Genomic DNA, 21,623 nt, shown 5'->3' with positions numbered 1-21,623 from the left:
GTGGGTCACCACTGCTGGTCTTAGGCTAGGAACAGCACCGATCGTCGGTAAAGCATGCGGTCGTAGTGCTCGTATTGGTCTTTGTGGTCACGAACGGACTGCGCCCCCGGTGACCCTCCGCCGGTGTGACGCGCCCGGGCGTGTCACACTATGAGGATGATCAGGTCGATGTCGCTTCGATCACAGCTGTTCCTGCTGCAGCTGGCCATCGTCCTCGTCATCGTCGCCGTCGCCGGATCCACGGCGGTCACCATGCAGCGCCAGCAGATCCGCGAACAGTACGAGGACCGCATGGTCGGCGTCGCCCAGTCGGTGGCACAGCTGCCCTCCGTGATCGACGCCTTCGACGAGGCCGACCCGAGCGCGACGATCCAGCCCATCGCCGACCTCATCCGCCAGTCCACGGGCGTGACGTACGTCGTCGTCACGGACGAGGCCGGTATCCGCTACTCCCACCCGAACCCGGACCTCATCGGCGAGGTCGTCTCCACCGACCCGTCCATCCCCCTCTCCGGGAAGACGTTCGTGGGGACCCAGACCGGCACGCTCGGCAAGTCCTGGCGCGTGAAGGTCCCCATCCTCGACACCGACGGCAGCATCATCGGCACCGCGTCGGTGGGCACCCTGGAGTCGGAGCTCGACGCCGACCTCTACGAGGACCTCCCCCGCCTGCTGGCGTGGCTGATCGTGGCCGCGCTCGTCGGGTCGGCAGGCGCCATCTGGATCTCCCGGCTCGTGTGGCGGCGGATCTACCGCCTGGAGCCCGAGCAGATCGCGTCCCTCCTCGAGACGCGCGACGCCATGATCCACGGCATCAGCGAGGGCATGGTCGCGGTCGACGAGCACCACCGGATCGCCCTCCTCAACGACGAGGCGAAGCGGCTGCTGGGGCTCGACGACGACGCCACGGGCCGGCCCGCGGCGGACGTCATGGAACCGGCCCTCGCCCGACTGCTCACCGACCCCGCCGACACGGACGAGACCGTCCTGTCCGGCGAGCGGGTCCTCCTGGCCCGCACCTCCGACGCCCTCGTAGACGGCACCCGCGTGGGCCGCGTCATGATCCTCCGCGACCGCACCGAGCTCTACCAGCTGCTCACCGACCTCGACGGCGAGCGTGACGCCACCCAGGCGCTGCGGGCCCAGGCCCACGAGTTCGCCAACCGGATGCACACCATCTCCGGGCTCCTCGAGCTCGGCCGCACCGCGCAGGCCGTGGACTTCATCTCACGCTCCGGGCACGGCGGGTCGCTCGTGTCGGGCAGCATCGCCCCCGGCATCCAGGATCCGGACGCCGCGAGCCTGCTCATGACCAAGAGCACCATCGCGGCGGAGAAAGGCATCACCCTGGCCATCGACGACACCTCGGTGCTCGAACCCGACGGCACCACCGACGTCGTGACAGTGCTCGGCATCCTGATCGACAACGCGATGGAAGCGGTGACCGGCAGCGGACGGCCGGACGGGCAGGTCCTGGTGCACCTCGCGGCCGAGGACCACGCCGTCCGGATCACCGTCTCGGATGACGGTCCGGGGGTCCCGGCGGACCAGGTGGACGGCATCTTCTCCTCCGGCTACTCGACCAAGGACGGCGGCTCCACCGGCACGCGCGGTTTCGGCCTCGCACTGGTGGACCGTATCGCCCGCCGCCGCGCGGGGCACGTCGTCGTCGACGGGTCCGAGCTCGGCGGCGCCGAGTTCACCGTCTGGCTCGGCCCGTCGCTCGTCGTCGCCCCGCGCCCTTCCCTGCAGGTGCCATGACCGTCGCACCCGCCCCGATCCCCACGCTGGTGGTGGACGACGACCGCGAGGTGGCCGGGATCCACACCGGGTTCCTCCTCGCGCGCGGCGCGTTCGACGTCGTCGGCGCCGCGCACACCGGGGCACGGGCACTCGAGCTCGCCGAGGCGCTGCGGCCGCGCCTCGTGCTGCTGGACATCCACCTGCCCGACATGACGGGCATCGACGTGCTGCGCGCGCTGCGCAACCGGCCCGGCGAGCCGCTGGACGTCATCGCGATCACCGCCGCCCGCGAACTCGACACCGTGCGGGCGGCCGTCGCCGGCGGGGTGCTGCACTACCTCGTGAAGCCCTTCAGCGCCGCGGTGCTGAACCAACGGCTGGACTCCTACGTGGCGTACCGCCGGGAACTCGACGCGCACACGGCCGACGGGTCCGCGGCGCTCGACCAGGGGCGCATCGACCAGCTCCTGCGCACGACGGCGGGCACCGCGGCGGGCGGTTCGCCGTCGGCCACGGCTACCCTCTCGACGCCGAAGGGCCTCTCGGCGCCCACGCTCGACGCCGTCATGCTGGACCTGCGCACGCAGGGCTGCGGGACGTCGGCCTCCGACGTCGCCGAGCGTCTCGGCATGGCCCGCGTGAGTGCGCGGCGGTACCTCGAGTTCCTCGTGTCGCGCGGGCAGGCGCGGATCGTCCCGCAGTACGGATCGGCCGGGCGCCCCGAGAAGTTCTACGTCTGGACGGACGACGCCCGCCGGTGAGCCGGGACCAGGAGGAATAACTCGGGGTCGGGGAGGTTGTGCTGGGCATGACTGAGAACACAGAGCAGACAGGCGCCCCGCGCAGCACCATCGGCTTCATCGGCAGCGGCCACATCGGTTCGCAGCTCGCACGCCTCGCCGTCGCGCGCGGCTACCGGGTCGTGCTGAGCAACTCCCGCGGTCCGGAGTCGCTGCAGGACCTCGTCGGCGAGCTCGGCGGGACGGCGCGCGCCGGGACCATCGAGGAGGCGGCGACGGAGGGCGACGTCGTCGTCGTCACCATTCCGCTGAAGGCTCTCGACGCGGTGCCGGTGGAACCGCTAGTGGGCAAGCTCGTGATCGACACGTGCAACTACTACGAGTACAGGGACGGCCGGATCGCCGAGCTGGAGGACGAGAGCACGACGACGAGCGAACTGGTGCAGCGCCGCCTGCCGGGCTCGTCCGTGGTCAAGGTCTTCAACAACATCCTCGCCTCGCAGCTGACCACGGACGGCACACCGGCCGGGACGCCGAACCGCCGAGCGCTGCCCATCGCCGGCGACGACTCCGACGCCAAGCAGGCCGTCGTGGAGCTCCTCGACGAGTTCGGCTTCGACGCCGTGGACGCGGGACCCCTCGCGGAGGGCTGGCGGTACCAGCGCGACACCCCCGCCTACGGGACGGTGCACGACGCCGCGGGGATGCACGAGGCGCTCGGACAGGCGAAGCGCTACGCCGAGATGTAGGGCTCAGCTCCTGCCGCGCCAGAGGCGCCGCCAGAAGGTCGCCTTCGGTGGCTCGGGCGGCGCCTCGGCCTCGGCTGCCCGGCGGGCTGCCGCCCGGCGCTCCCGCCAGCGCTCCACCTCGGCGTCGACGTCGCGGAGCTTGGTGATGACGGGCGGCCCGCCGAGGAGCTGGCGCCGCGCGTCGATCACGCGGTAGTTGAAGTCCTCGAGGACGTCGCGGACCTGCTGCTCCGTGTACTGGCGGTCGAGCCGTCCGTCGAGTTCGGCGTCCTCGGTGCGGAGCAGGATGGCCGCCGGTCCCAGCCCGGTGATGTTCTCGCGCTGGATCAGGCCCTTGACCCACCAGTCGGGGTCGTGGGCCTCCCCCAGTCCCGGGATCGGCTTGCCGGCGAGGGCCAGATTGTCGAAGTCCCCGCGCGCCACGGCCCTGTCCACGATCAGGCGCGCCCGCTTGACCTCGTCCTCGCCACGGCGCAGGGGTGCCAGCTCGCCGGTGCCGGCGTCGCCGTCGTCGCTCTGGCGTTCCAGCTCGGCCAGGGCATCGCCGGCATCTCCGGGCGCCGCCACGGGCAGCCCGGTACTGGGCCGCCTTGCGCAGCCTCTCCTCGTTCTCCTGGGACCCGCTGATGCCGCCACCCTCCGCCCGTTCCTGCCGGTCCTCCCAGTATTCCGAGGTCCCCGCCGGGCCCGCAACCGGTTCTCCTCCCGACGAACGGGTCTTCCACCCGGGCGGGGACGACGACGGCGGGCCACCCCCGGAAGGGTGCCCGCCGTCGCGCGTGGCCCGCTGCTAGACGAGCCAGGCCGTGGTGTCGCCCGGCAGCCTGCCGTCCTCGAGCGGCGAGCTGCTCAGCAGCACCGTCCCCTCGGGCAGGTCCACCGGGGTGGACCCGAAGTTCGTGACACTGTGCCAGCCGCTCGGACGCGTGAAGTGCAGGACGTCGCCGGAGGGCTCGTCGATCCACTCGAAGTCCTCCTCCCCCTGCAGCTGGTGCCGCAGCGCGAGCGCGCGCCGGTAGAAGCTGAGGTTGGAGGACGCGTCCGCTTCCTGCACCTCGACGGCGTACTCGCCGAACCAGGCCGGCTGCGGCAGGTGCGCTCCGCCGAAGCCGAAGCCGAAGGACTCGGCGTCGCGCGTCCAGGGCAGCGGCACGCGGCAGCCGTCACGGCCCACGTCGACGCCCTTGTTGCGGAAGAACGTGGGGTCCTGGCGGTCCTCGTCGGCGATGTCCGCGACCTCGTGCAGCCCGAGCTCCTCCCCCTGGTACAGGTAGGCGGAGCCGGGCAGGGCGAGCATGAGCTGCGAGACGGCGCGCGCCCGGCGTTCTCCGAGTGCACGGTCGAGCTCGGGCGTGGTGCCACCGCTCATGAGCCAGGCGCCGCCGTCCTGGCCGTCCTCGCTGTCGGGGCCGGCCGGTGGCAGGCCGTAGCGGGTGGCGTGCCGGACGACGTCGTGGTTGGAGAACACCCAGGTCGACGACGCACCGGAGGACTTCGCCTCGACGAGGTTCTTCGTGATGATCTCGCGGAACTGGCCGGGATCCCAGTCGGCCTTGAGCAGGTCGAAGTTGAACGCCTGGCCGAGTCCGTCGGGGCTGGCGTAGCGGGCACGGCGGTCGGCGTGCACCCAGGCCTCGGCCACGGCGGTGCGCGGCGGGGTGTACTCGTCGAACACGGTGCGCCACTCCGCGAAGACCTCGTGGACCTCGTCGCGGTCCCAGAAGGGGTGCTTCCCGCGGTTGTTGCCGCCCTCGGGTCCGAGCTCCGCCTTGGAGGGCAGCGGCTCCGTCATGTCCTTGGTGAGGGCGTGGGCCACGTCCACGCGGAACCCGTCGACGCCGCGGTCGGACCAGAAGCGCAGGGTCTTCAGGAAGTCGTCGCGGACCTCGCGGTTGTCCCAGTTCAGGTCGGGCTGCTCGCGGGCGAAGATGTGCATGTACCACTGGCCGTCCTCGGTGCGTTCCCAGGCGGGGCCGCCGAACACGGAGTCCCAGTCCGAGGGCGGCTGCGAGCCGTCGGGGCCGAGTCCGTCGCGGAAGATGTAGCGCTCACGGGCGGCGGAGCCGCGGGGCGAGGCGAGCGCCTCCCGGAACCACGCGTGACGGTTGGAGGTGTGGTTGGGCACGATGTCCGCGACGAGCTTGATGCCGGCCGCGTGCAGCGCGGCGATCATCTCGTCGAAGTCCTCGAGCGTGCCGAGCTTCGGGTCCACGTCGCGGTAGTCGTCGACGTCGTACCCGCCGTCGGCGAGCGCCGACGGGTAGAACGGGCTGAGCCAGACGGCGTCCACCCCGAGGGACGTCAGGTACGGGATCCTCGACGTGATGCCCTTGAGGTCACCGATGCCGTCGCCGTTCGAGTCGGCGAAGCTCCGCGGGTAGATCTGGTAGACGGCGGCCTGCCGCCACCAGTTCGGGTCCTGCATGCGCTCGGCGAGGGCGTCGGCGGAGAGCTCCGCGGTGGGGTCGACGGCGGATTCGACGTCGGGGTTGACGGTGGAAGTCACGAGACAGTGTCCCTTTCGATGATGTGGGGGTGTGGACGTTACTTGGAGGATCCGCGCATCACGCCGGAGATCACCCAGCGCTGCGCGAACAGGTACACCACCAGCAACGGTGCCATCGCCATGAGGTAGGACGCGAATGCCACCGGGTAGTTGGTATTGAATTGCCCCTGGAAGATGAACTGTGCCAGCGGCAGGGTCTGGGCCGAGGGGTCCGAGAGGATCACCAGCGGCAGCATGAAGTCGTTCCACGCCCAGAGGCAGGTGAGGATGCCCACGGTCGCGTTCATCGGGCCGAGCAGCGGGAAGATGATCCGCCAGAAGACGGTCCAGGTGGTGGCGCCGTCGGTCAGCGCGGCCTCCTCGAGCTCCAGCGGGATGGACCGGATGAATGCCACGTACACGAAGATGTTGAACGAGAGCCCGTACACCGTGTAGAGCAGGATCAGGCCCAGCTGGTTGTCGAGCCCGAAGATGGCGGTCTGCTTCACCACGGGCAGCATGATGATGGGGAACGGCACGAACAGGGCGGCGATGAAGTAGATGTACAGCCCCTTGAAGAACCGGCGATGCAGGTTCCGCGCGATGGCGTAGGCGACCATCGAGTTGGTCACGAGGGTCAGCAGCACGGTGCCCACGGTGACGAGCCCGGTGTTGAGCAGGGCCCGCGGGAAGCTCGTGAGCGTCCACGCGTCGGCGAAGTTCTCCCAGCGGGCCGACGTCGGCAGGCCGAAGCCGGTGCCGCCCAGCTGGTCCGGTGTCTTCAGTGCGGTCACCACGGTGAGGTAGAGCGGGATCAGCACCGTCAGTGCGCAGACGGCGACGAGGGCCGTCAGCCACCAGTTCACACGGCGGCGGTCGGGGCGGAAGGCGCGTTCGACGTCGTCCCGGACGGGCTGGTCCGCGAGGACGCGGCGGGCGGTGGACTGTGATGTAGCGGTCATCAGAACGAGGCCTCCCTGCGCTGCAGGACGCGCAGCTGGATGAATGAGATGGCGATGATCACGAAGAGGTAGATGACGGCGTTCGCCGTCTGGTAGCCGTACTCCCCGCCCTGGAAGCCGCCGCGGTAGATGAGCAGGGAGATCGACTCGGTGGACGTGCCGGGGCCGCCGGCGGTCAGCGAGACGATCTGGTCGAACACCTGCAGGAAGTTCTTGAGGCTGAGCACCATGTTGATGGTGAAGAACGCGCCGATCATCGGGAAGGTGATGGACGTGAACTGCTTCCACGGCGAGGCACCGTCCAGGGCCGCCGCCTCGTAGAGCTCCGTCGGGATGGTCTGCAGCCCGGCGAGGTAGATGATGATGTTGAAGGCGGCTGCCTGCCACACGGACAGGATGACGACGCCGATCCACGCCGTGTCGGGGCTCGCCAGGATGCTCGTGGTCAGCGAGGTGATCCCGAGCGCGTCGGCGATCGCCGGCACGGAGTTGGAGAAGAGGTAGTTGAAGACGTAGCCGACGATCAGGATGGACAGGATGTTGGGGATGAAGAAGATCCCCCGGAATCCCGTCTTGAAGCGGATGCGTCCGTTGAGGGCGATCGCGATGGAGAGCGCGATGATGTTCACCGCCACGGTGGACACGATCGCGAAGAGGAACGTGAACCCGTAGGCGCCGTAGATGCGGTCGTCGCCGAAGAGGTTGACGTAGTTCCGGAGGCCCACGAAGGACCACTCGCCGTACCCGGCGTAGTTCGTCAGGCTGAAGAACATGCCGGTCAGCAGCGGCACGGTGTGGAAGACGGCGAACAGCGCGAGCGCCGGGAGCACCATCAGGTAGAAGACGCGCGGCACGCGACGTTCCGGGCGGAGCGCCGGAGGCGACGACGGCGTGCCCGGCCGGGTGGGGCGGCTCACTTCGGTGCTCATGTCAGTCCTTCTCGTTGGGGATGGTGCGCGCGGCGATCTTGCTCCACTCGCGGTCCATCGTGGCCAGGAAGTCCTCGGTCCGTCCGCCGAGCACCAGTTCCTGCAGGTACTGGGGCAGCGGGAGGCTCGCGGGCAGCTGGTGGTCGATGAAGCCGATGATCCGGTTGTCCTCGAAGTACGGCGCGAGGCCGGCGAGGGCCGGGTCCGTGGAGTCCGCGGCCGTGGCGAGCGGCGAGAACGCGCTCTGCTCCTGGGCGTAGCGCTCCACGACCTCGGGCGACATCAGGAACTCGACGAACCTCCTCGCCTCCTCGGGGTGCTCGGTGTCGCGCCCGATCGACACCCCGACGTCGACGCCGGACACCACGACGGTCTCCTCGGGCGAGTTGGTGGCCGGGTAGGGGAAGGAGCCGATGTTGACGTCCGGGTTCACGGCGCGGATCGCGGGGATGGCGTAGCTGCCCTGCATGTACATCGCGGACTCCCCCGCGGCGAAGGCCGCGTTGCCCGCGTTGTAGTCGCGGCCGGCGGCACCGTCCTGGCCGAACCCGTACAGCGTGGTCAGCTTCTCCATCGCCTCCGGGTAGTCCTTGGAGAAGGACACCTCGCCGGAGGCCACGTCGGAGCCCTCGGCGCGTAGGCGGTCGAAGAAGTCCTCGGGCTGGAGTGCTCCGCCGAGGTTCACGAAGGCCGGGCCCATCGTCCAGGCGTCCTTGACGGTCGTGTAGAAGGGCGTCACGCCGGCCGCCTCGAACGTCCGTGCCGCGGCGAGCAGCTCGTCCCAGGTGGTGGGCACCTCGACGCCGTACTGCGCGAAGAGGTCCCTGTTGTAGAGGATGCCGCTCGCGTTGCTGGAGAACGGGACGGCGTTCACCTCGCCGTCGTCGCACGAACCGAGGTCCTCGACGATGTCGCGGACGGCCGGCCGCACCTGCTCGACGACGGGGAGGTCGGAGAGGTCGGCGAAGACGCACGCCTTCGCCAGCTCGCCGTAGCGCCCGTTGGTGTTGAGGGTCAGGACGTCCGGCGTCTTGTCCTTCACGAGGAGCGTGCGGATGGCGGTGTCGGCGTCGGGGACGTGGTTCTGCACCACCCGGATGCCCGGGTTGGCGGCCTCGAACTCGTCGATGATGGCGGCGAAATTCGCCACGGCCTCGGGTTTGAACTGGAAGAAGTCGAGCGTGACGACGTCGTCCTGGGCGGTACACCCCGAGAGGACGAGGGCCAGGGACGCACCTCCGGCCACGTATCGGAGGGCCCGCGTCGCGGGTCCGTGGGGCAGCTTCACAACAGGCTCTCCTTCGTGCGGTGTGATGGCGTCCCGCCGGGAACAGGAGCGGACGGGAGCAGGCTTTATTTTTACGACAGAATTAATAGCGGTGTCAACCGTCACATTTTTCCGCCACGAAGTGCCTCTCAGACGCTTGGAGCTGCAGGAACCCGCATTATTAGCGCTATTCTGAAAATAAGTCTCCCTTGCGAACGGAATGTCATGGACGCGGTCACCTCGCTCGCCCCCTCCAGCCCGGCGCGGGCGCTCGCGCGCGAAGTCCTGATCCGCGGTCCCATCTCCCGCGCGGACCTCGCGGCGCGCCTCGGCCTCTCGGTCGCGAGCCTCACGCGCCTCAGCAAGCCGCTGCTCGACTCGGGCATGCTCCGGGAATCGGACGAGGCCGCCGCCGCCTCGATCGGCCGCCCCATCCGTCCGCTCGAGGTGAGTCCGGACTCGCACCGGTTCGTGGGCGTCAAGCTGACCGGCGACACCGCCGCGGCCGTCGCCACGAACCTGAAGTCCGACGTCGTCGGTGCGAGCGAGCGGTCCCTGCCCGGCCACGACGTCCAGGACGTGCTCGGCACCATCGTCGACGCCGTCGCGGATCTCGGGCCCCTCGACTCCTTCAGCGGTATCGGCATCAGCATCGGCGGCAAGGTGGGCCCCGGCGGGATGGTGCTGCGTGCCCCGTTCCTCGGCTGGCGCGACGTGCCCCTCGCCGACCTCCTGCAGGAGCGGACCGGCCTGCCCGTGGCCGTGGAGAACGACGTCGTCGCCCTGACCGTCGCCGAGCAGTGGTTCGGCGCGGGGCGCGGCGAGAAGGACTTCGCCGTCCTCACCGTCGGCGCGGGCGTGGGCTACGGACTCGTCATCAACGACACCGTCATCGCCCCACCGGATGCCGGCCTGGGGCCTCGTGGGCCACTATCCCCTCGACCCGTCCGGGCCCCGGTGCATGGAAGGACACCGCGGATGCTCCTCGGCGGTGCTCACCATCCCCGCCATCTGCTCCCAGTTCGCCGCCTCCACCGGTGAGCAGCTCCCGTACGCGGCGATCCTCGACCTCGCCGCGGAGGGCCATCCCGTGGCGGGCGCCGTCGTCGAGGCAGCGGGCCAGTCCCTCGGCCTGCTGGTCGCGGCGGTCGCGAACCTGACGATGGTGGAGCTCGTCATCCTCTCCGGGGAGGGCATGGACCTCGCGGACGTGGCCGGGACCGCGCTCCAGGACGCGATCGCGTACCACCGGGACCCCGAGGCGTCACCGCTCCGGCTGAGCCGCCGGCCCTCCGACTTCGCGCAGTGGGCGCGGGGCGCCGCCGCCGTCGTGATCCAGCGCATCATCCTCGGGACACTGCACGAGGGGGCGACTCCCCACTGATCGTGGAATGCCGACGGCCGTGACCGAGCATCCATCGCCACCGCACGGGAGGTCGGCTCCGACTGACCCCGGCTACTTCCCGACGCCGTCCGCCAGTCCCTTGACGAAGTACTTCTGGGTGAGGAAGAAGAGCAGGATGACCGGGACGGCGGCGATGGTCATGCCGGCGAACACCACGGGGTACTCGGTCCCGTGCTTGCTCATCAGGTTCGTCAGCCCGATGGGCAGCGTCTGCAGGTCTCCCCCGCTGGTGAACACCATCGCGAACAGGTACTCGTTCCACGTGAAGAGGATGTTCAGGATGACGCTGGAGACGAGGATCGGCTTGCACATGGGCAGCACGATGCTCCAGAAGGCCCGCGCCTTGCCGGCGCCGTCCACGGCAGCCGCCTCGTCGATCTCCAGCGGCAGGTCGACCATGTAGGCGCGGATCAGGAACGTGGTGAACGGGATCCGGAAGGCCACGTACAGGATCAACAGCGCCCAGAACGTGTTGTAGAGCCCGAGCGCCTGGAACATCTTGACCAGCGGGATGAGCGCGACGGCGGGGGCGAGCATCAGGCCGCCGAGGATCAGCGCGAGGACCGTCCGGCTGAAGGGGATCTGCATCCGGGTGAGCCCGTAGGCGGCCCAGGCGCTGATGAAGACGGTGGCGATGGTCGACGTCACGGTGACGAGCACGCTGGTCATCAGGTAGCTGCTCACGCCGCGGTTCCAGGCCTTGGCGTAGTTGTCCCAGGTGAACTGGAGCGGCAGGGCGAAGGGATTCCCGAAGAGCTCGCTGTTGGTCTTGAACCCGTTCAGCACCATCCAGAGCAGCGGGTAGACCACGACGACGGCCAGGGCCAGCAGGAAGGACGCGACGAACGTGCGCAGGACCACGCCGAGGACATTCGATCGGCTTACCATTCCACTCTCCTCTTCCGGGTGATGGCCAGTTGCAGCAGTGCGATACCGAGCGTCAGCACGAAGATCACCGTGGCGATCGCCGCCGCGTAGCCGAAGTCGTTCCGGCCGAAGCCCATGCGGTAGAGCCAGGTCACGAGCACCTGGCTCGAGTTGTTGGGGCCGCCGCTGGTCATGACCATGACCTCGTTGAACACCTGGAACGCCCCCGAGAGCGTGACGATGATCATCAGCCCGGTCATCTCGCGGGTCAGGGGGACGGTCACCTGGAAGAACCTCCGGATCGGTCCGACGCCGTCGAGCGACGCCGCATCGAAGAGGTCCTGCGGGATCCGCTGGATCGCGATCGCGAAGAGCAGCGTGGAGTAGCCGAAGCCCTGCCACTGGCTCATCGCGATGACCGCCCAGATCGCCGTGCCCTCCTGCCCCAGCCACGCCTGCGTCAGGGAGTCCAGCCCCACGCCCCTCAGGAGGGCGTTGAGGATGCCCAGTTCCGGCTCGTAGACGAAGTAGAACAGCAGTCCGGCGACGGTCAGGGAGATCGCGGACGGGACGAAGTAGATGGCCCGGAGCGCCCGCCGCCAGCGCTCGGACCGCAGGCCCTCCACCAGCGCGGCCAGCAGCAGCGCACCGAAGACCTGGCAGAGGAGGGACACCGCGGCGTAGGCCGAGTTGTTGAACAGCGCACGCCAGAACACGGGATCGCCGGCGAGCTTCTCGTAGTTCGCCAGTCCGACGAACGAGGAGCCCCCTGCGTAGATGTCCCACTTCATGACGCTGTACTGCAGGTTCTGCAGCAGCGGGAGGTAGACGAACACACCCAGCAGGAGGAGCGCCGGTGCGACCCATGCCCAGCCGCGGGGCCTGCGGCGGCGCCGCACCCCTGCGTCTCCGGCGGGGAGAGGCAGGGGTGCGGCGACCGGCCTATTCGGCGCTGTCCGAAGCGGCGCGGACACTGCTCAGGACCTCTTCGGGAGTCTCGGATCCGGACACGAGCGCCTCGCCGCCGGCGAGCCAGGCGTCGGCGACGTCGGGCACCGTGACGGCGTCCAGCCAGCCGAGGAGGTAGCTGGCGTCGTTGAGCTCGGCGACGCCCTCGACGACGGCGGGGCTCGCCGTCGCATCGGACACGGCTCCGACGATCGTGCTCGGCTGGCTGTAGGGAGCACCGGCGAGCGTCTCGGCGTTGGCCTTGCTGGTGACGAACTTGAGGAAGTCGACGGCGAGCGCCTGGCGCGGGGACTTGGCGTTGACCATCATGCCCTCGGGTGAACCCTCGAGCGCGGCGGGATCGCCCTCGGCCCCCTCGGGTGCAGGGAGCGCGAAGATCCCGAAGTCCTCGGCCTTGATCGCGGAGGCGTCGGTGACCACCGAGTCGAACTCCAGGATCTCCTGGAAGTACATGGCGGCCTTGCCGGACGACTGCGCCTGCTGCGCCGTCGAGTACAGCACGCCGTTGGAGTCGGACCCGGTGCCGGTGCAGTCCTGCACCACCGACTGGAACTCCTCGAGCGACTTCACGTACCCCGGGTGGTCCCAGGTGGCCGTGGCGGGATCGAAGTCCTTCTCGAGCACGTCCTGGGGGACGTTGTAGGCGAACAGCTGCTGGAGGAAGTGCAGCCCGGGCCAGCCGTCCTTGTTCCCGAAGGCCAGCGGCTCCACGCCCTGCGCCTCGAGCTTCGGGCAGGCGGCGAGAAGCTCCTCGAACGTGGTGGGCACGGCCACGCCGGCCGCGTCGAAGACGGCCTTGTTGTAGCCCATGAACTTGCCGTTGTTGTAGAGGGGGACGGCGTAGTACTTGCCGTCCTTCGCGAACGCATCGAGCGACGCCGCGCCGAACGTGCCGCCCCACTCGGAGTCGGGGGCCAGCACGGAGGTGAGGTCCGTGGCCAGGCCGCCCTCGATGAACTTGTCCGCGTAGTCGCCGGTCCACGAGAAGTAGATGTCCGGCAGCGCCGACGAGGCGACGAGCGTCTTCGTCTTGTCCTTGATGCTCTGGTCGGTCTCCTGGATGATTTCGAAGTCGACGTCCGGGTGCAGGGACGTGTACTCGGCGGCCAGGTCCTCGAAATAGGGCGAGAGCGGCTCGCCGCCGAACTTCGTGAGGATCGAGAGGGTGCCCTCGTACTCGGGCTCGGCCGTGAGGTCGGCCGCCTCGACGTCGGTCCCACCTCCACAGGCCGTGAGGCCGATCAATACCGCGGCGGACACCGCACACACTCTCAGTCGGACGTTGTTCATGGCCGAGCCTCCTTCATGGACCGGGACTTCCCCGGAAGCTTCCCTGCGGATGGTCGGCGGGTGCCCGATGGGCCCGCTCTTTCCACGTGGTGCGGATCACAGTAGCGCAACTTTGATACCGGTACCAGAGGGGCTCGCAGAAAGTTTGCCGGGAGTCCACCCGGAACCGGTAGACGACTGCGAATGGTTGACGCTCGCGAATTTCCCGTGCAACGATGTGCCGGTGATACCGGTATCAACTGGTCACTATCGCCTCTTTCGAAGGGATCACCATGCTGAAGTTCGATGAGGACCAGTTCCTCACACGCGCCCAGAGTTTCCTCGCCCTCCAGCCGCAGATCGAAGACGTCGTGGCCGGCCTCGCCGGCGTCGAAGCGGTCTTCCTCGTCGGGTCGGGGGGAACCTACGCCGCCATGTGGCCCTACGAGCACCTGATGCGCCGCAGCACCACGGTCCCCGTCCGGTCCGCCATCGCCGCGGAACTGGTCCTCTCCGGCGACGCCCTCCTCAACGAGCGCGCGGTCGCCGTCTTCACCTCCGCGTCCGGCACCACCGAGGACGTCATCCGGTGCATCGAGTACTGCCGGGAGCGCGGGGTCCGCACCATCGGCTTCACCGGGATCGCGGACAGCCCGATCGCCCAGGGCGTGGACCACGCCTTCATCACCGAGCCGGATGCCTGGCCGTTCGATCTCGGTCTGCTGCTCCTCACCACGCGCTTCCTGTCGGAGCGCGGCGAGTTCGCCGGCTACGACAAGCTGGTCGACCAGCTGCAGGCCGTCCCCAAGGCACTCGTGGGCGTGGCCCGCCAGGCGGAACCGATGGCGGAAGCCTTCGCGGCACGGCACAAGGACACCGACTTCCACTTCGTGGTGGGCAGCGGGAACCTCTGGGGCCACGCCTACCTGTACTCCATGTGCATCCTCGAGGAGATGCAGTGGCTGCACACCACCCGGGTGCACGGCGCCGAGTTCTTCCACGGCTCCCTGGAACTGATCGAGGAGGACACCAGTGTCCTGCTCTTCGTGGGCGAGGACGAGACGCGCCCCCTCATGGAGCGCGTCGTCGCGTTCTCCGAGAAGTACTCGAAGGCCACCACGGTCCTCGACACGGCGGACTACCCGCTGGACGGCGTGGACGACGAGTTCCGGGGACTGCTCGGCCCGCTCGTCATGGACACGATCACGAGCCGCATCAGCAAGCACCTCGAGAAGCAGCGCGACCACTCGCTCGACCTGCGCCGCTACTACCGGGTGGTGGAGTACTGAGCCGACCCCCGGCATGATCCCGCCACCGGCCGGGTGCCTGGCACCCGGCCGGTGGTCCCTCCTTCGAGCAGCAAGGCACCCATGCGCGTTCTCGGCTTTGGCGACAATATCGTCGACCGCTTCATCGACCGCCGCACGTCCTATCCCGGCGGCAACAGCGTCAACTTCTCCGTCTTCGCACGCCGCCTCGGGGCCGGGTCCGCGTACCTCGGCGTCTTCGGCGCCGACCGGTTCGGCGATCTCCTGAAGGAGTCCCTGCTGGCCGAGTCCGTGGACATCTCGCACGCCGTCACCCGCGACGGGCCGAGCGGCTGGACCAACATCCGGCTCGAAGCGGGCGAGCGCCGCTTCCTGGACTGGAACGGTGGAGGGATCACCCTCGAGGAGCCCTTCCGGCCGTCCCGGGACCACCTGGACTACATGGGCGGGTTCGACGTCGTGCACTCGAGTGTCTACTCCGGCATCGAGGAGCACCTCCCGGCCGTACGGGCCGCCGTCCCCCGCGTGACCTTCGACTTCTCCGCCGACGACGACCGACGCTCCGACGCCTACCTCGCCGCCGTGTGCCCGTCCGTGGACCTCGGGCAGTTCTCCTGCGCCGACCTCAGCGACCGTGAGTCGCGGGACCTGCTCCGGGCAGCGGTGCGGCACGGTGCCGGCTCCGCACTCGCGACGCGGGGCACCGAGGGGGCCCTCTTCCTCGAGGGCGGCACCTTCCACGAGGGCGGCGCGGAGTACGTCCCGCCGTCGTCCATCGTCGACACCATGGGCTGCGGGGACGCCTATCTCACGGCCTTCGTCCTGGCGCTGGTGCGGGCGGGATGGGCGCGGGACCGGCGTGTGGACGCCGGGGGCGTCGCGGCCTCGATGCGGGCTGCCGCGCTCTACTCCGCGCAGCAGTGCACGGTGGAAGGGGCCTTCGGGCGCGGCTGGCCGTTCTCGGACGCGGACCCCGACGCCGCGCGCGCCGCGCTGACCGGTCCCGGCGCCCCGCTGCCTCGTTACCATTAGCCCATGGCGTCCGAGCATCTTCCCAGCAGCGCGCCCACCATCTCCGACGTCGCGGCGGAAGCGGGTGTCGGCCGGGCGACGGCTGCACGCACCCTGGGCGGCTACGGGTCGGTCAGCGCCGTCGCCCGCGAGCGTGTCCTCGCCGCGGCCGAGCGGCTCGGCTACCGGTCCAATATCCTCGCGCGGAGCATGACCACCGGCGTCACGAACTCCCTGGGGATCGTCGTCGCGGACATCGGCAACACCTTCTTCTCCGGCCTGATCCGCGGGGCCTCCGATGCGGCGAGCGCACGGAACCTCGACGTGATCGTCATCAGCACCTACGAGGACCTGGCCGCCGAGCGGCACGCCGTGGGTGTCCTCCTCGACAAGCAGGTGGACGGCATCGTGGTGTCCTCCGCGGCGGTCGGCGCCCCCGAGGCGGAGCACCTCACCGAGGCGACCCGGCGCGGCACGCCGGTGGTGCTGATCGACCGGCTGATCCCGGGGCTGCACCTCGACGCCGTCGTCGTCGACAACCGGGCGGAGGCCCGGCGGGTGACCCGCGCGCTCATCGAGGCCGGCCACCGCCGCATCGGTTTCCTGTGGGGTCCGACCACCGACGCCGGCATCGACACCCTGGACGAGCTCCTGACCGTGAACACGCGCAGCCTGTGGAGCGACGCCGAGCGGCTGCGCGGGTACCTGGACGCCCTCCAGGACGCGGGGATCCCCTATTCGCCGGCCCTGGTCACCACGGGGGCGAAGACGGAGGAATCGGCGGCGAAGGCCGCCCACGCGATGCTCCAGTCCGAGGACCCTCCCACCGCCGTCTTCGCGTCGGAGGCGGAGGCGCTCATCGGAGCCCTCCACGCCGTGCAGGGACTCGGCCTCTCCTACCCCGGGGACATCTCCCTCGTGGGCTTCGACGACACCAGCTGGGCGACGGTCATGCAGCCGCCGCTCACCATGGTCGCCCAGCCCGTGGACGAGATGGGACGGCTGGCGGTTGACCAGGTGGTGTCGCGCATCGGCTCCTCCGAGTACGAGCCGCGCCTGCACATGCTCCCGGCAGAACTCCGGACACGTTCGTCGATCGGTCCGCCTCCGCGCCTGCCGTGATCCCGGGCCGGGCCGGCGCAGACCGGAGGAGTCCTCCCCGCGGCGCCCGGGTCAGGCGATCCGAGTCAGACGAAGCGGGTCAGGCGCCCGGGTCAGGCGATCCGAGTCAGACGAAGCGGGTCAGGCGAAGCGGCCCGGCCGGAACGTCTCCAGCATCGGGTGCCTGCGGCCCGTCATGATCTCGCCCGCGAGCAGCTCGCCCACGATCAGCCCGAGTGTCGCACCGGAGTGCGTGAAGGCGACGAAGCAGCCGGGGACGGGTTCGAGCTCGCCGAGCACGGGCTCGCCGTCGCCGGGGATGGGCTTGCGCCCGATCTTCCAGGATGCCGCGATGAGCTGCGGGCGACCCTCCAGCAGGGCGGCCGCCTCGGCGGCCAGTTCGTGCACGACCTCCTCGGGGATCGAGTACGTGCCGTCGGCGTCCTGCGTGATGCTCTCCTCGTACCAGTCGTGGTCGAGCGCGAACGTGGCGCCGGGGTTCGGCCGGACGGCCGCCCGCGGCGTGTTCAGGACCGCCCGGGCGGGATGCTCCACGGGGGCGGTCGTCACGAGCATGGACACCGGCGAGGCGTCGGGGATGTCCACCCCGAGCCCGGCGACGACGGCGGGCGTCTGCGGTCCGCAGGCCACCACGACGGCGTCCGCCGGGAGAGTCCTGCCGTCGGGGGTGCCGATGCCGGTGGCACGCCCGTCCTCGACCAGGACGCGGGAGGTGCCGGCGTGCGTCACGAGGTCACCGCCCCGGGCGGTGAACTCCTCCAGCAGGAATCCGATGAGGTGCGGCAGGCTCACCCAGCCCTCGCCGGGGTTGAGGATCGCGGCCGCCCCGACGGCCTCCGCGCTGATGCCCGACGTGTGCTCGCCCACGGTCTCCGGCGACACGAGGACCGAATCGTAGGCGTGCGCGCGCTCGTGCTCGTGGCGCGCGATCGTGTCCTGCTCCGAGCCGGTGCCCGCCCAGTGCAGTCCGCCGTCGAAGCGGAGCCAGTCGCGGGTCGGGTCCGCGGCGAACAGCGTCCGGTACCGGTCGATCCCCGCGAGGCGCAGCTGGTGGTACGGCGTGGCCCGCTCGCCGGCGCTGTTGAGCCAGGACAGCGACCTGCCCGAGGCTCCGCTGGCGGGCTCCGCCTCCGTGACCAGGACGACGGACGCACCCTCGCGCAGGAGGTGCACCGCCGTCGAGACGCCGAGGATGCCGCCGCCGAGGACCGCGACGCGTCGTGTGTTCCCTGCCGTGCTCATGGGTCGATTCCTTCTGCCTTGGGTTCGCCCCTCGCTGGCGAGAGAGAGTGAGACCGGTCTCACAGGGCGATGATGAAAATCTATCGCGCGCTCCGATCCGGGACAATGGCGGGAAGGACAGCAACCAGCAACCAGCAACCGGAGGATTCATGAAGATCGCACTGCTCGGCGTCGGACGCATGGGATACGAACTCGGGGTGCACCTCCTCGGGGCCGGCCACGAGGTGACCGCCTGGAACCGGACACCCGCCGCCGTCGGGCCGCTGCGTGATGCCGGCGCCACGCAGGCGGACTCGGCCGAGGACGCCGTCCGGGACGCCGACGTGGTGATGACAGTCCTCTTCGGACCGGACACCGTGCGGGCCGTCGTGCTCTCCGGGCTGGAGATCCCTGCCGAGGCCGTCTGGCTGGACGTCACCACGGTCTCCCCCGAGGACGCCCGCGAGTTCGCGGACTACGCCGCCGCTGCCGGGGTCCGCTACGTGCACGGGCCCGTCATCGGCAGCCTCGCCCCGGCACGGGCCGGCCGGCTCGGCGTGCTGCTCGGCGGTGCGCCGGAGGACGTCGACGTCGTCGAACCGCTCGCCGCCCTGTGGGCCGACGCCCAGCGGCTCCGCCGCGTCGCCACGCCGTCGGACGCCGCCACCGGCAAGCTGCTCGCCAACCTCGCGCTCGGCGTCACCCTGCAGGGGCTCGTGGAGGCGCTGCGCCTCGGCCGCGCGAACGGCCTCGACGCCGCCGGCGTGCTGGACCTGCTGGAGGGCACCGGCCTCGGCGTCATCGCCGGCATGAAGGGGCCCGTCATCACCGGCGGCACGTTCGGCGACACGCAGTTCTCCGCCGATCTCCTCGCCAAGGACGCACGCCTCATGCTGCGCTCCACCCCCGATCCCCTGCCCGCGGTGACCGCGCTCCTGCAGTCCCTCACCGACGCGCAGCGTGCGGGCGCGGGCGACGACGACATCGCCGTGATCGCGAAGCCCGAGCTCGGGTAGCCCCTGGTTCCGGGAAGGAAAAGAACCTGTCTGACGGCAGGACGGTCCGGGTACGGTACGAAGTATGGCTACCCCTGACACACCCGGTCCCGACGCAACCCACCAGCGCCCCGAGGGCGTCACCGACACCACGGTCGAGGCCCTCGGCAAGCTCTCCGAGGCCCTCGAGGTCCTGGAGCACGCCCGCGGCTACCTCTACGGCTTCCACCGGCTCACCGGCAAGGCCGACCTCAACCTCTCCGAGGCCGAAGAACTGTTCCGCACGGCGGGACATCCGGAGATCGCCGACAGGCTCTCGAGCGAGATCATCGGCCGCAACGTGATCGAGGGGCGGTGGACGTTCCAGATCGTGGAGGACTACGACGACCACTACTACGCCGAGTTCAAGGCCTTCGAGAAGGAGGCCCGCGATGCGCTCGTCGGCGGCAAGCGCCATCTCTTCGAGGCGGAGATGAAGGAGGACCGCCGGACCAAGGGCAAGGAGCACCACGAGGCCCTGCCGCCCGAGGCCTGAGCCGCGCCCCTCGTCCCGGGGGACGCTCCGCCACATGTGTACAGGCGTACATATTATGCGTACGCTTGTACATGAACAGTGGCGGACGCGGGGAGTGGGCAGTGCACGGCGATGAACTGCAGGACGACGGATGGGGCATGCGGCAGCGCATGCCCCACGGTGCGCCGTGACAGCCCCGGGAACCCGGGATCCGGAGGCCCGGTCGCGCCGCCATGATCCCGGCCGACGCGACCGACTGGTCGACGTCGCCATCGGGGTGCTCGCGGAGCACGGGGTCGCCGGCACCACGCACCGCCGCATCGCGGCTGCCGCGAACGTGCCCCTCGGGTCCATGACGTACCACTTCGACAGCATGGACGACCTCCTGCACGCCGCCTTCACCCGGCTCGCGGAGCGCACGGCGGACGTGTTCGACCAGGCCCTGACGCAGGCCGGCACCACCGAGGAGGCGGCCGATGCCGTCGTCGGCCTGATCTCCGGGCCGACACTCAACGGCGCCGAGACCCTGCTCGCCAGCCTCGAGCTCTACGCCCTGGCGGCACGGCGGCCGGAGTTCCGGGCGATCACCGACGCCTGGATGGCGCGCAGCCGGAAGGCCCTCCACGCGCACTTCGATCCCGAGACGGCCTTCATGCTCGACGCGCTCATCGAGGGCACCACCCTGCACCGCGCGCTGTCACTCGACCCCATGCCCGTCCGCACGGTCCGCGCGGCCGTCGAGAGGATCGTCCGACCATGAGCCTTCCGGCGACCACGCAGCCCGCGGAGTACACCGCCCGGCGTCTCGGCCGTGCACGCTTCGCGGTCAGTGCGCTGTTCCTGACCAACGGGGCGATGTTCGCGAACATCCTCCCCCACTACCCCGCCATCAAGGACGGGCTGGAGCTGAGCAACGCGGCGTTCGGCATCTCGGTCGCGGCCTTCCCCCTCGGCGCGATCACCGCCGGGCTCGCCGCGGGCTCCCTCGTGCGCCGCTTCCGATCCTCCCGTGTGGCGACGGCGGGGACGTGGCTCATCGGCCTGTCGATCCTGCTGGCCGGCGTGGCCCCGTCGTGGGCGGTCCTGACGGCCACCCTCTTCCTCGCCGGCGCCATGGACGCGATCACGGACGTGGCACAGAACTCGCACGGCCTGCGGGTGCAGAAGCTCTACCGCCGCTCCATCCTCAACTCGTTCCACGCCGTGTGGAGCATCGGTGCGGTGCTGGGCGGGCTCATGGGCGCGGCAGCGGCCGGGCTCGAGATCCCGCGCGGGCTGCACCTGTCGGTGTCCTTCGTCCTCTTCAGCGCCCTCACCCTCGTGTGCTACCGGTTCCTCCTGCCCGGACCCGAGCCGACAGGGAACGAGCCGACAGGGAACGAACCGACAGGGAACGAGCAGACAGGGAACGAGCAGACAGGGGCCGACGGGCCGGCCGATGGCGCATCCCCGGCGTCGTCCGGCGGTACGTCGGGTCCGAGACGGCTCGTCACGGTCGGGATCCTCGGGGCCCTCGTGGTGATCGGCATCGCCGGAGCGCTCGTCGAGGACGCCGGCAGCACCTGGGCGGCGGTCTACCTCACGGGCCTCGACGCCACACCCACCATCGCGGGCCTCGGCTTCGTCGCCCTCGTCGGCTTCCAGTTCGTGGGCCGCCTCTTCGGGGACCGCCTCGTGGACCGCTTCGGCCAGCGCGCCGTGGCACAGGCGGGCGGCACCCTCGCGGCGATCGGCATGGGCGTGGCCCTGCTGTTCCCCTCGATCCCGCTGACCGTCCTCGGCTTCGGGCTGGCAGGCCTCGGGGTCGCCACCCTCGTGCCGGCGGCCATGCACTCCGCGGACGAGCTGCCCGGGCTCCGCGCCGGGACCGGGCTCACCGTGATCAGCTGGCTGCTGCGCCTCGGGTTCCTGGCCTCCCCGCCCGTCGTCGGCGCCATCGCCGACGCCTCCTCGCTGCGGATCGGGCTGATCGTGGTGCCCCTCGCCGGCCTCCTGACCCTGCTGGCCTCCCCGGTGCTCCCGAAACGGCTTCCCATGCGTCACCTCTGACGCGCAAGCACCATCGCGGATCGACAGTAGACTGCGGATATGTTGCACTCTCCGCGCC

At 70.1% G+C, this 21,623-nt stretch carries 21 protein-coding genes; 12 read left to right on the top strand and 9 right to left on the bottom strand.

Annotated features, from left to right (window positions below; genetic code table 11):
• Positions 1–168 precede the first annotated feature (168 nt).
• From QFZ50_RS01615 to QFZ50_RS01605, 3 genes are read left to right on the top strand one after another with little or no spacing between them, the layout of a single operon-like run.
• Complete coding sequence (locus QFZ50_RS01615; RefSeq protein WP_307081264.1) at positions 169–1,761, top strand: ATP-binding protein; 1,593 nt, start codon at positions 169–171, stop codon at positions 1,759–1,761.
• Positions 1,758–2,504, top strand: a complete 747-nt coding sequence (locus tag QFZ50_RS01610; RefSeq protein WP_307081262.1) for a response regulator — start codon at positions 1,758–1,760, stop codon at positions 2,502–2,504. Before QFZ50_RS01615 ends, QFZ50_RS01610 begins: the two co-directional genes overlap by 4 nt.
• 47 nt (positions 2,505–2,551) lie before the next feature.
• On the top strand, positions 2,552–3,232 hold the full coding sequence (locus tag QFZ50_RS01605) for an NADPH-dependent F420 reductase (protein WP_307081260.1): 681 nt from the start codon (positions 2,552–2,554) through the stop codon (positions 3,230–3,232).
• Positions 3,233–3,235: 3 nt separating this feature from the next.
• On the opposite strand, the gene QFZ50_RS01600 is transcribed toward QFZ50_RS01605, so the two are convergent.
• The 5 genes from QFZ50_RS01600 to QFZ50_RS01580 form a co-directional block, all read right to left on the bottom strand.
• The gene (locus tag QFZ50_RS01600) at positions 3,236–3,799 is read right to left on the bottom strand and encodes a DnaJ family domain-containing protein (protein ID WP_307081258.1); all 564 of its coding nucleotides are present in this window, start codon (positions 3,797–3,799) and stop codon (positions 3,236–3,238) included.
• A 223-nt stretch (positions 3,800–4,022) separates the two neighbouring features.
• Positions 4,023–5,657 carry a glycoside hydrolase family 13 protein gene (locus QFZ50_RS01595; protein ID WP_307086578.1) on the bottom strand — a complete coding sequence of 545 codons (1,635 nt, stop codon included), beginning with the start codon at positions 5,655–5,657 and terminating at the stop codon, positions 4,023–4,025.
• Between the two features lie 119 nt (positions 5,658–5,776).
• The gene (locus tag QFZ50_RS01590) at positions 5,777–6,679 is read right to left on the bottom strand and encodes a carbohydrate ABC transporter permease (protein WP_307081256.1); all 903 of its coding nucleotides are present in this window, start codon (positions 6,677–6,679) and stop codon (positions 5,777–5,779) included.
• Positions 6,679–7,608, bottom strand: coding sequence for a carbohydrate ABC transporter permease (locus QFZ50_RS01585; protein WP_307081254.1), 930 nt, complete (start codon positions 7,606–7,608; stop codon positions 6,679–6,681). The genes QFZ50_RS01590 and QFZ50_RS01585 overlap by 1 nt, the downstream gene beginning before the upstream one ends.
• A gap of 1 nt (position 7,609) precedes the next feature.
• A complete protein-coding gene (locus QFZ50_RS01580; RefSeq protein ID WP_307081252.1) occupies positions 7,610–8,896 on the bottom strand; it encodes an ABC transporter substrate-binding protein in 1,287 nt (428 codons plus the stop codon).
• 204 nt (positions 8,897–9,100) lie between these two features.
• Here QFZ50_RS01580 and QFZ50_RS01575 point away from each other — a divergent pair, with 204 nt between their 5' ends.
• Complete coding sequence (locus QFZ50_RS01575) at positions 9,101–9,916, top strand: ROK family transcriptional regulator (RefSeq protein WP_307081250.1); 816 nt, start codon at positions 9,101–9,103, stop codon at positions 9,914–9,916.
• On the top strand, positions 9,837–10,259 hold the full coding sequence (locus QFZ50_RS01570) for an ROK family protein (RefSeq protein WP_307081248.1): 423 nt from the start codon (positions 9,837–9,839) through the stop codon (positions 10,257–10,259). The genes QFZ50_RS01575 and QFZ50_RS01570 overlap by 80 nt, the downstream gene beginning before the upstream one ends.
• Positions 10,260–10,331: 72 nt before the next feature.
• Here QFZ50_RS01570 and QFZ50_RS01565 read toward each other — a convergent pair whose 3' ends face one another.
• Genes QFZ50_RS01565 through QFZ50_RS01555 form a run of 3 tightly spaced genes read right to left on the bottom strand, consistent with a single transcriptional unit; the run spans position 10,332 to position 13,406 of the window.
• A complete protein-coding gene (locus tag QFZ50_RS01565) occupies positions 10,332–11,168 on the bottom strand; it encodes a carbohydrate ABC transporter permease (RefSeq protein ID WP_307081246.1) in 837 nt (278 codons plus the stop codon).
• Positions 11,162–12,046: a carbohydrate ABC transporter permease gene (locus tag QFZ50_RS01560; protein WP_307081244.1), complete on the bottom strand. Its 885-nt coding sequence runs from the start codon at positions 12,044–12,046 to the stop codon at positions 11,162–11,164. The genes QFZ50_RS01565 and QFZ50_RS01560 overlap by 7 nt, the downstream gene beginning before the upstream one ends.
• A 43-nt stretch (positions 12,047–12,089) precedes the next feature.
• Positions 12,090–13,406 (bottom strand): ABC transporter substrate-binding protein, encoded by a 1,317-nt coding sequence (locus tag QFZ50_RS01555; RefSeq protein WP_307081241.1) that lies wholly within the window; start codon positions 13,404–13,406, stop codon positions 12,090–12,092.
• A 272-nt stretch (positions 13,407–13,678) separates the two neighbouring features.
• Here QFZ50_RS01555 and QFZ50_RS01550 point away from each other — a divergent pair, with 272 nt between their 5' ends.
• From QFZ50_RS01550 to QFZ50_RS01540, 3 genes are all read left to right on the top strand, one after another.
• Positions 13,679–14,674, top strand: coding sequence for an SIS domain-containing protein (locus tag QFZ50_RS01550; RefSeq protein ID WP_307081239.1), 996 nt, complete (start codon positions 13,679–13,681; stop codon positions 14,672–14,674).
• Positions 14,675–14,755: 81 nt separating this feature from the next.
• Positions 14,756–15,685: a PfkB family carbohydrate kinase gene (locus QFZ50_RS01545; protein WP_307081237.1), complete on the top strand. Its 930-nt coding sequence runs from the start codon at positions 14,756–14,758 to the stop codon at positions 15,683–15,685.
• A 3-nt stretch (positions 15,686–15,688) separates the two neighbouring features.
• A complete protein-coding gene (locus QFZ50_RS01540) occupies positions 15,689–16,786 on the top strand; it encodes a LacI family DNA-binding transcriptional regulator (protein ID WP_307081235.1) in 1,098 nt (365 codons plus the stop codon).
• Positions 16,787–16,906: 120 nt separating this feature from the next.
• Here the strand turns inward: QFZ50_RS01540 and QFZ50_RS01535 are convergent, their stop codons facing one another.
• Positions 16,907–18,028, bottom strand: a complete 1,122-nt coding sequence (locus tag QFZ50_RS01535; protein ID WP_307081234.1) for an NAD(P)/FAD-dependent oxidoreductase — start codon at positions 18,026–18,028, stop codon at positions 16,907–16,909.
• 149 nt (positions 18,029–18,177) lie between these two features.
• On the opposite strand from QFZ50_RS01535, the gene QFZ50_RS01530 reads away from it, so the two are divergent.
• The 4 genes from QFZ50_RS01530 to QFZ50_RS01515 all read left to right on the top strand — a co-directional run bounded on the left by QFZ50_RS01530 (position 18,178) and on the right by QFZ50_RS01515 (position 21,565).
• Positions 18,178–19,023, top strand: coding sequence for an NAD(P)-dependent oxidoreductase (locus tag QFZ50_RS01530; protein ID WP_307081232.1), 846 nt, complete (start codon positions 18,178–18,180; stop codon positions 19,021–19,023).
• Between the two features lie 64 nt (positions 19,024–19,087).
• Positions 19,088–19,537: a hypothetical protein gene (locus QFZ50_RS01525; protein WP_307081229.1), complete on the top strand. Its 450-nt coding sequence runs from the start codon at positions 19,088–19,090 to the stop codon at positions 19,535–19,537.
• Between the two features lie 166 nt (positions 19,538–19,703).
• Positions 19,704–20,276 carry a TetR/AcrR family transcriptional regulator gene (locus QFZ50_RS01520; RefSeq protein WP_307081227.1) on the top strand — a complete coding sequence of 191 codons (573 nt, stop codon included), beginning with the start codon at positions 19,704–19,706 and terminating at the stop codon, positions 20,274–20,276.
• On the top strand, positions 20,273–21,565 hold the full coding sequence (locus QFZ50_RS01515; RefSeq protein ID WP_307081225.1) for an MFS transporter: 1,293 nt from the start codon (positions 20,273–20,275) through the stop codon (positions 21,563–21,565). Before QFZ50_RS01520 ends, QFZ50_RS01515 begins: the two co-directional genes overlap by 4 nt.
• The last annotated feature ends 58 nt before the right edge of the window (positions 21,566–21,623 follow it).

Origin of the sequence: Arthrobacter agilis (assembly GCF_030816075.1) — a bacterium.
Classification (GTDB): Bacteria; Actinomycetota; Actinomycetes; order Actinomycetales; family Micrococcaceae; genus Arthrobacter_D; species Arthrobacter_D agilis_E.
This window is presented reverse-complemented; position numbering and strand designations above follow the sequence as displayed.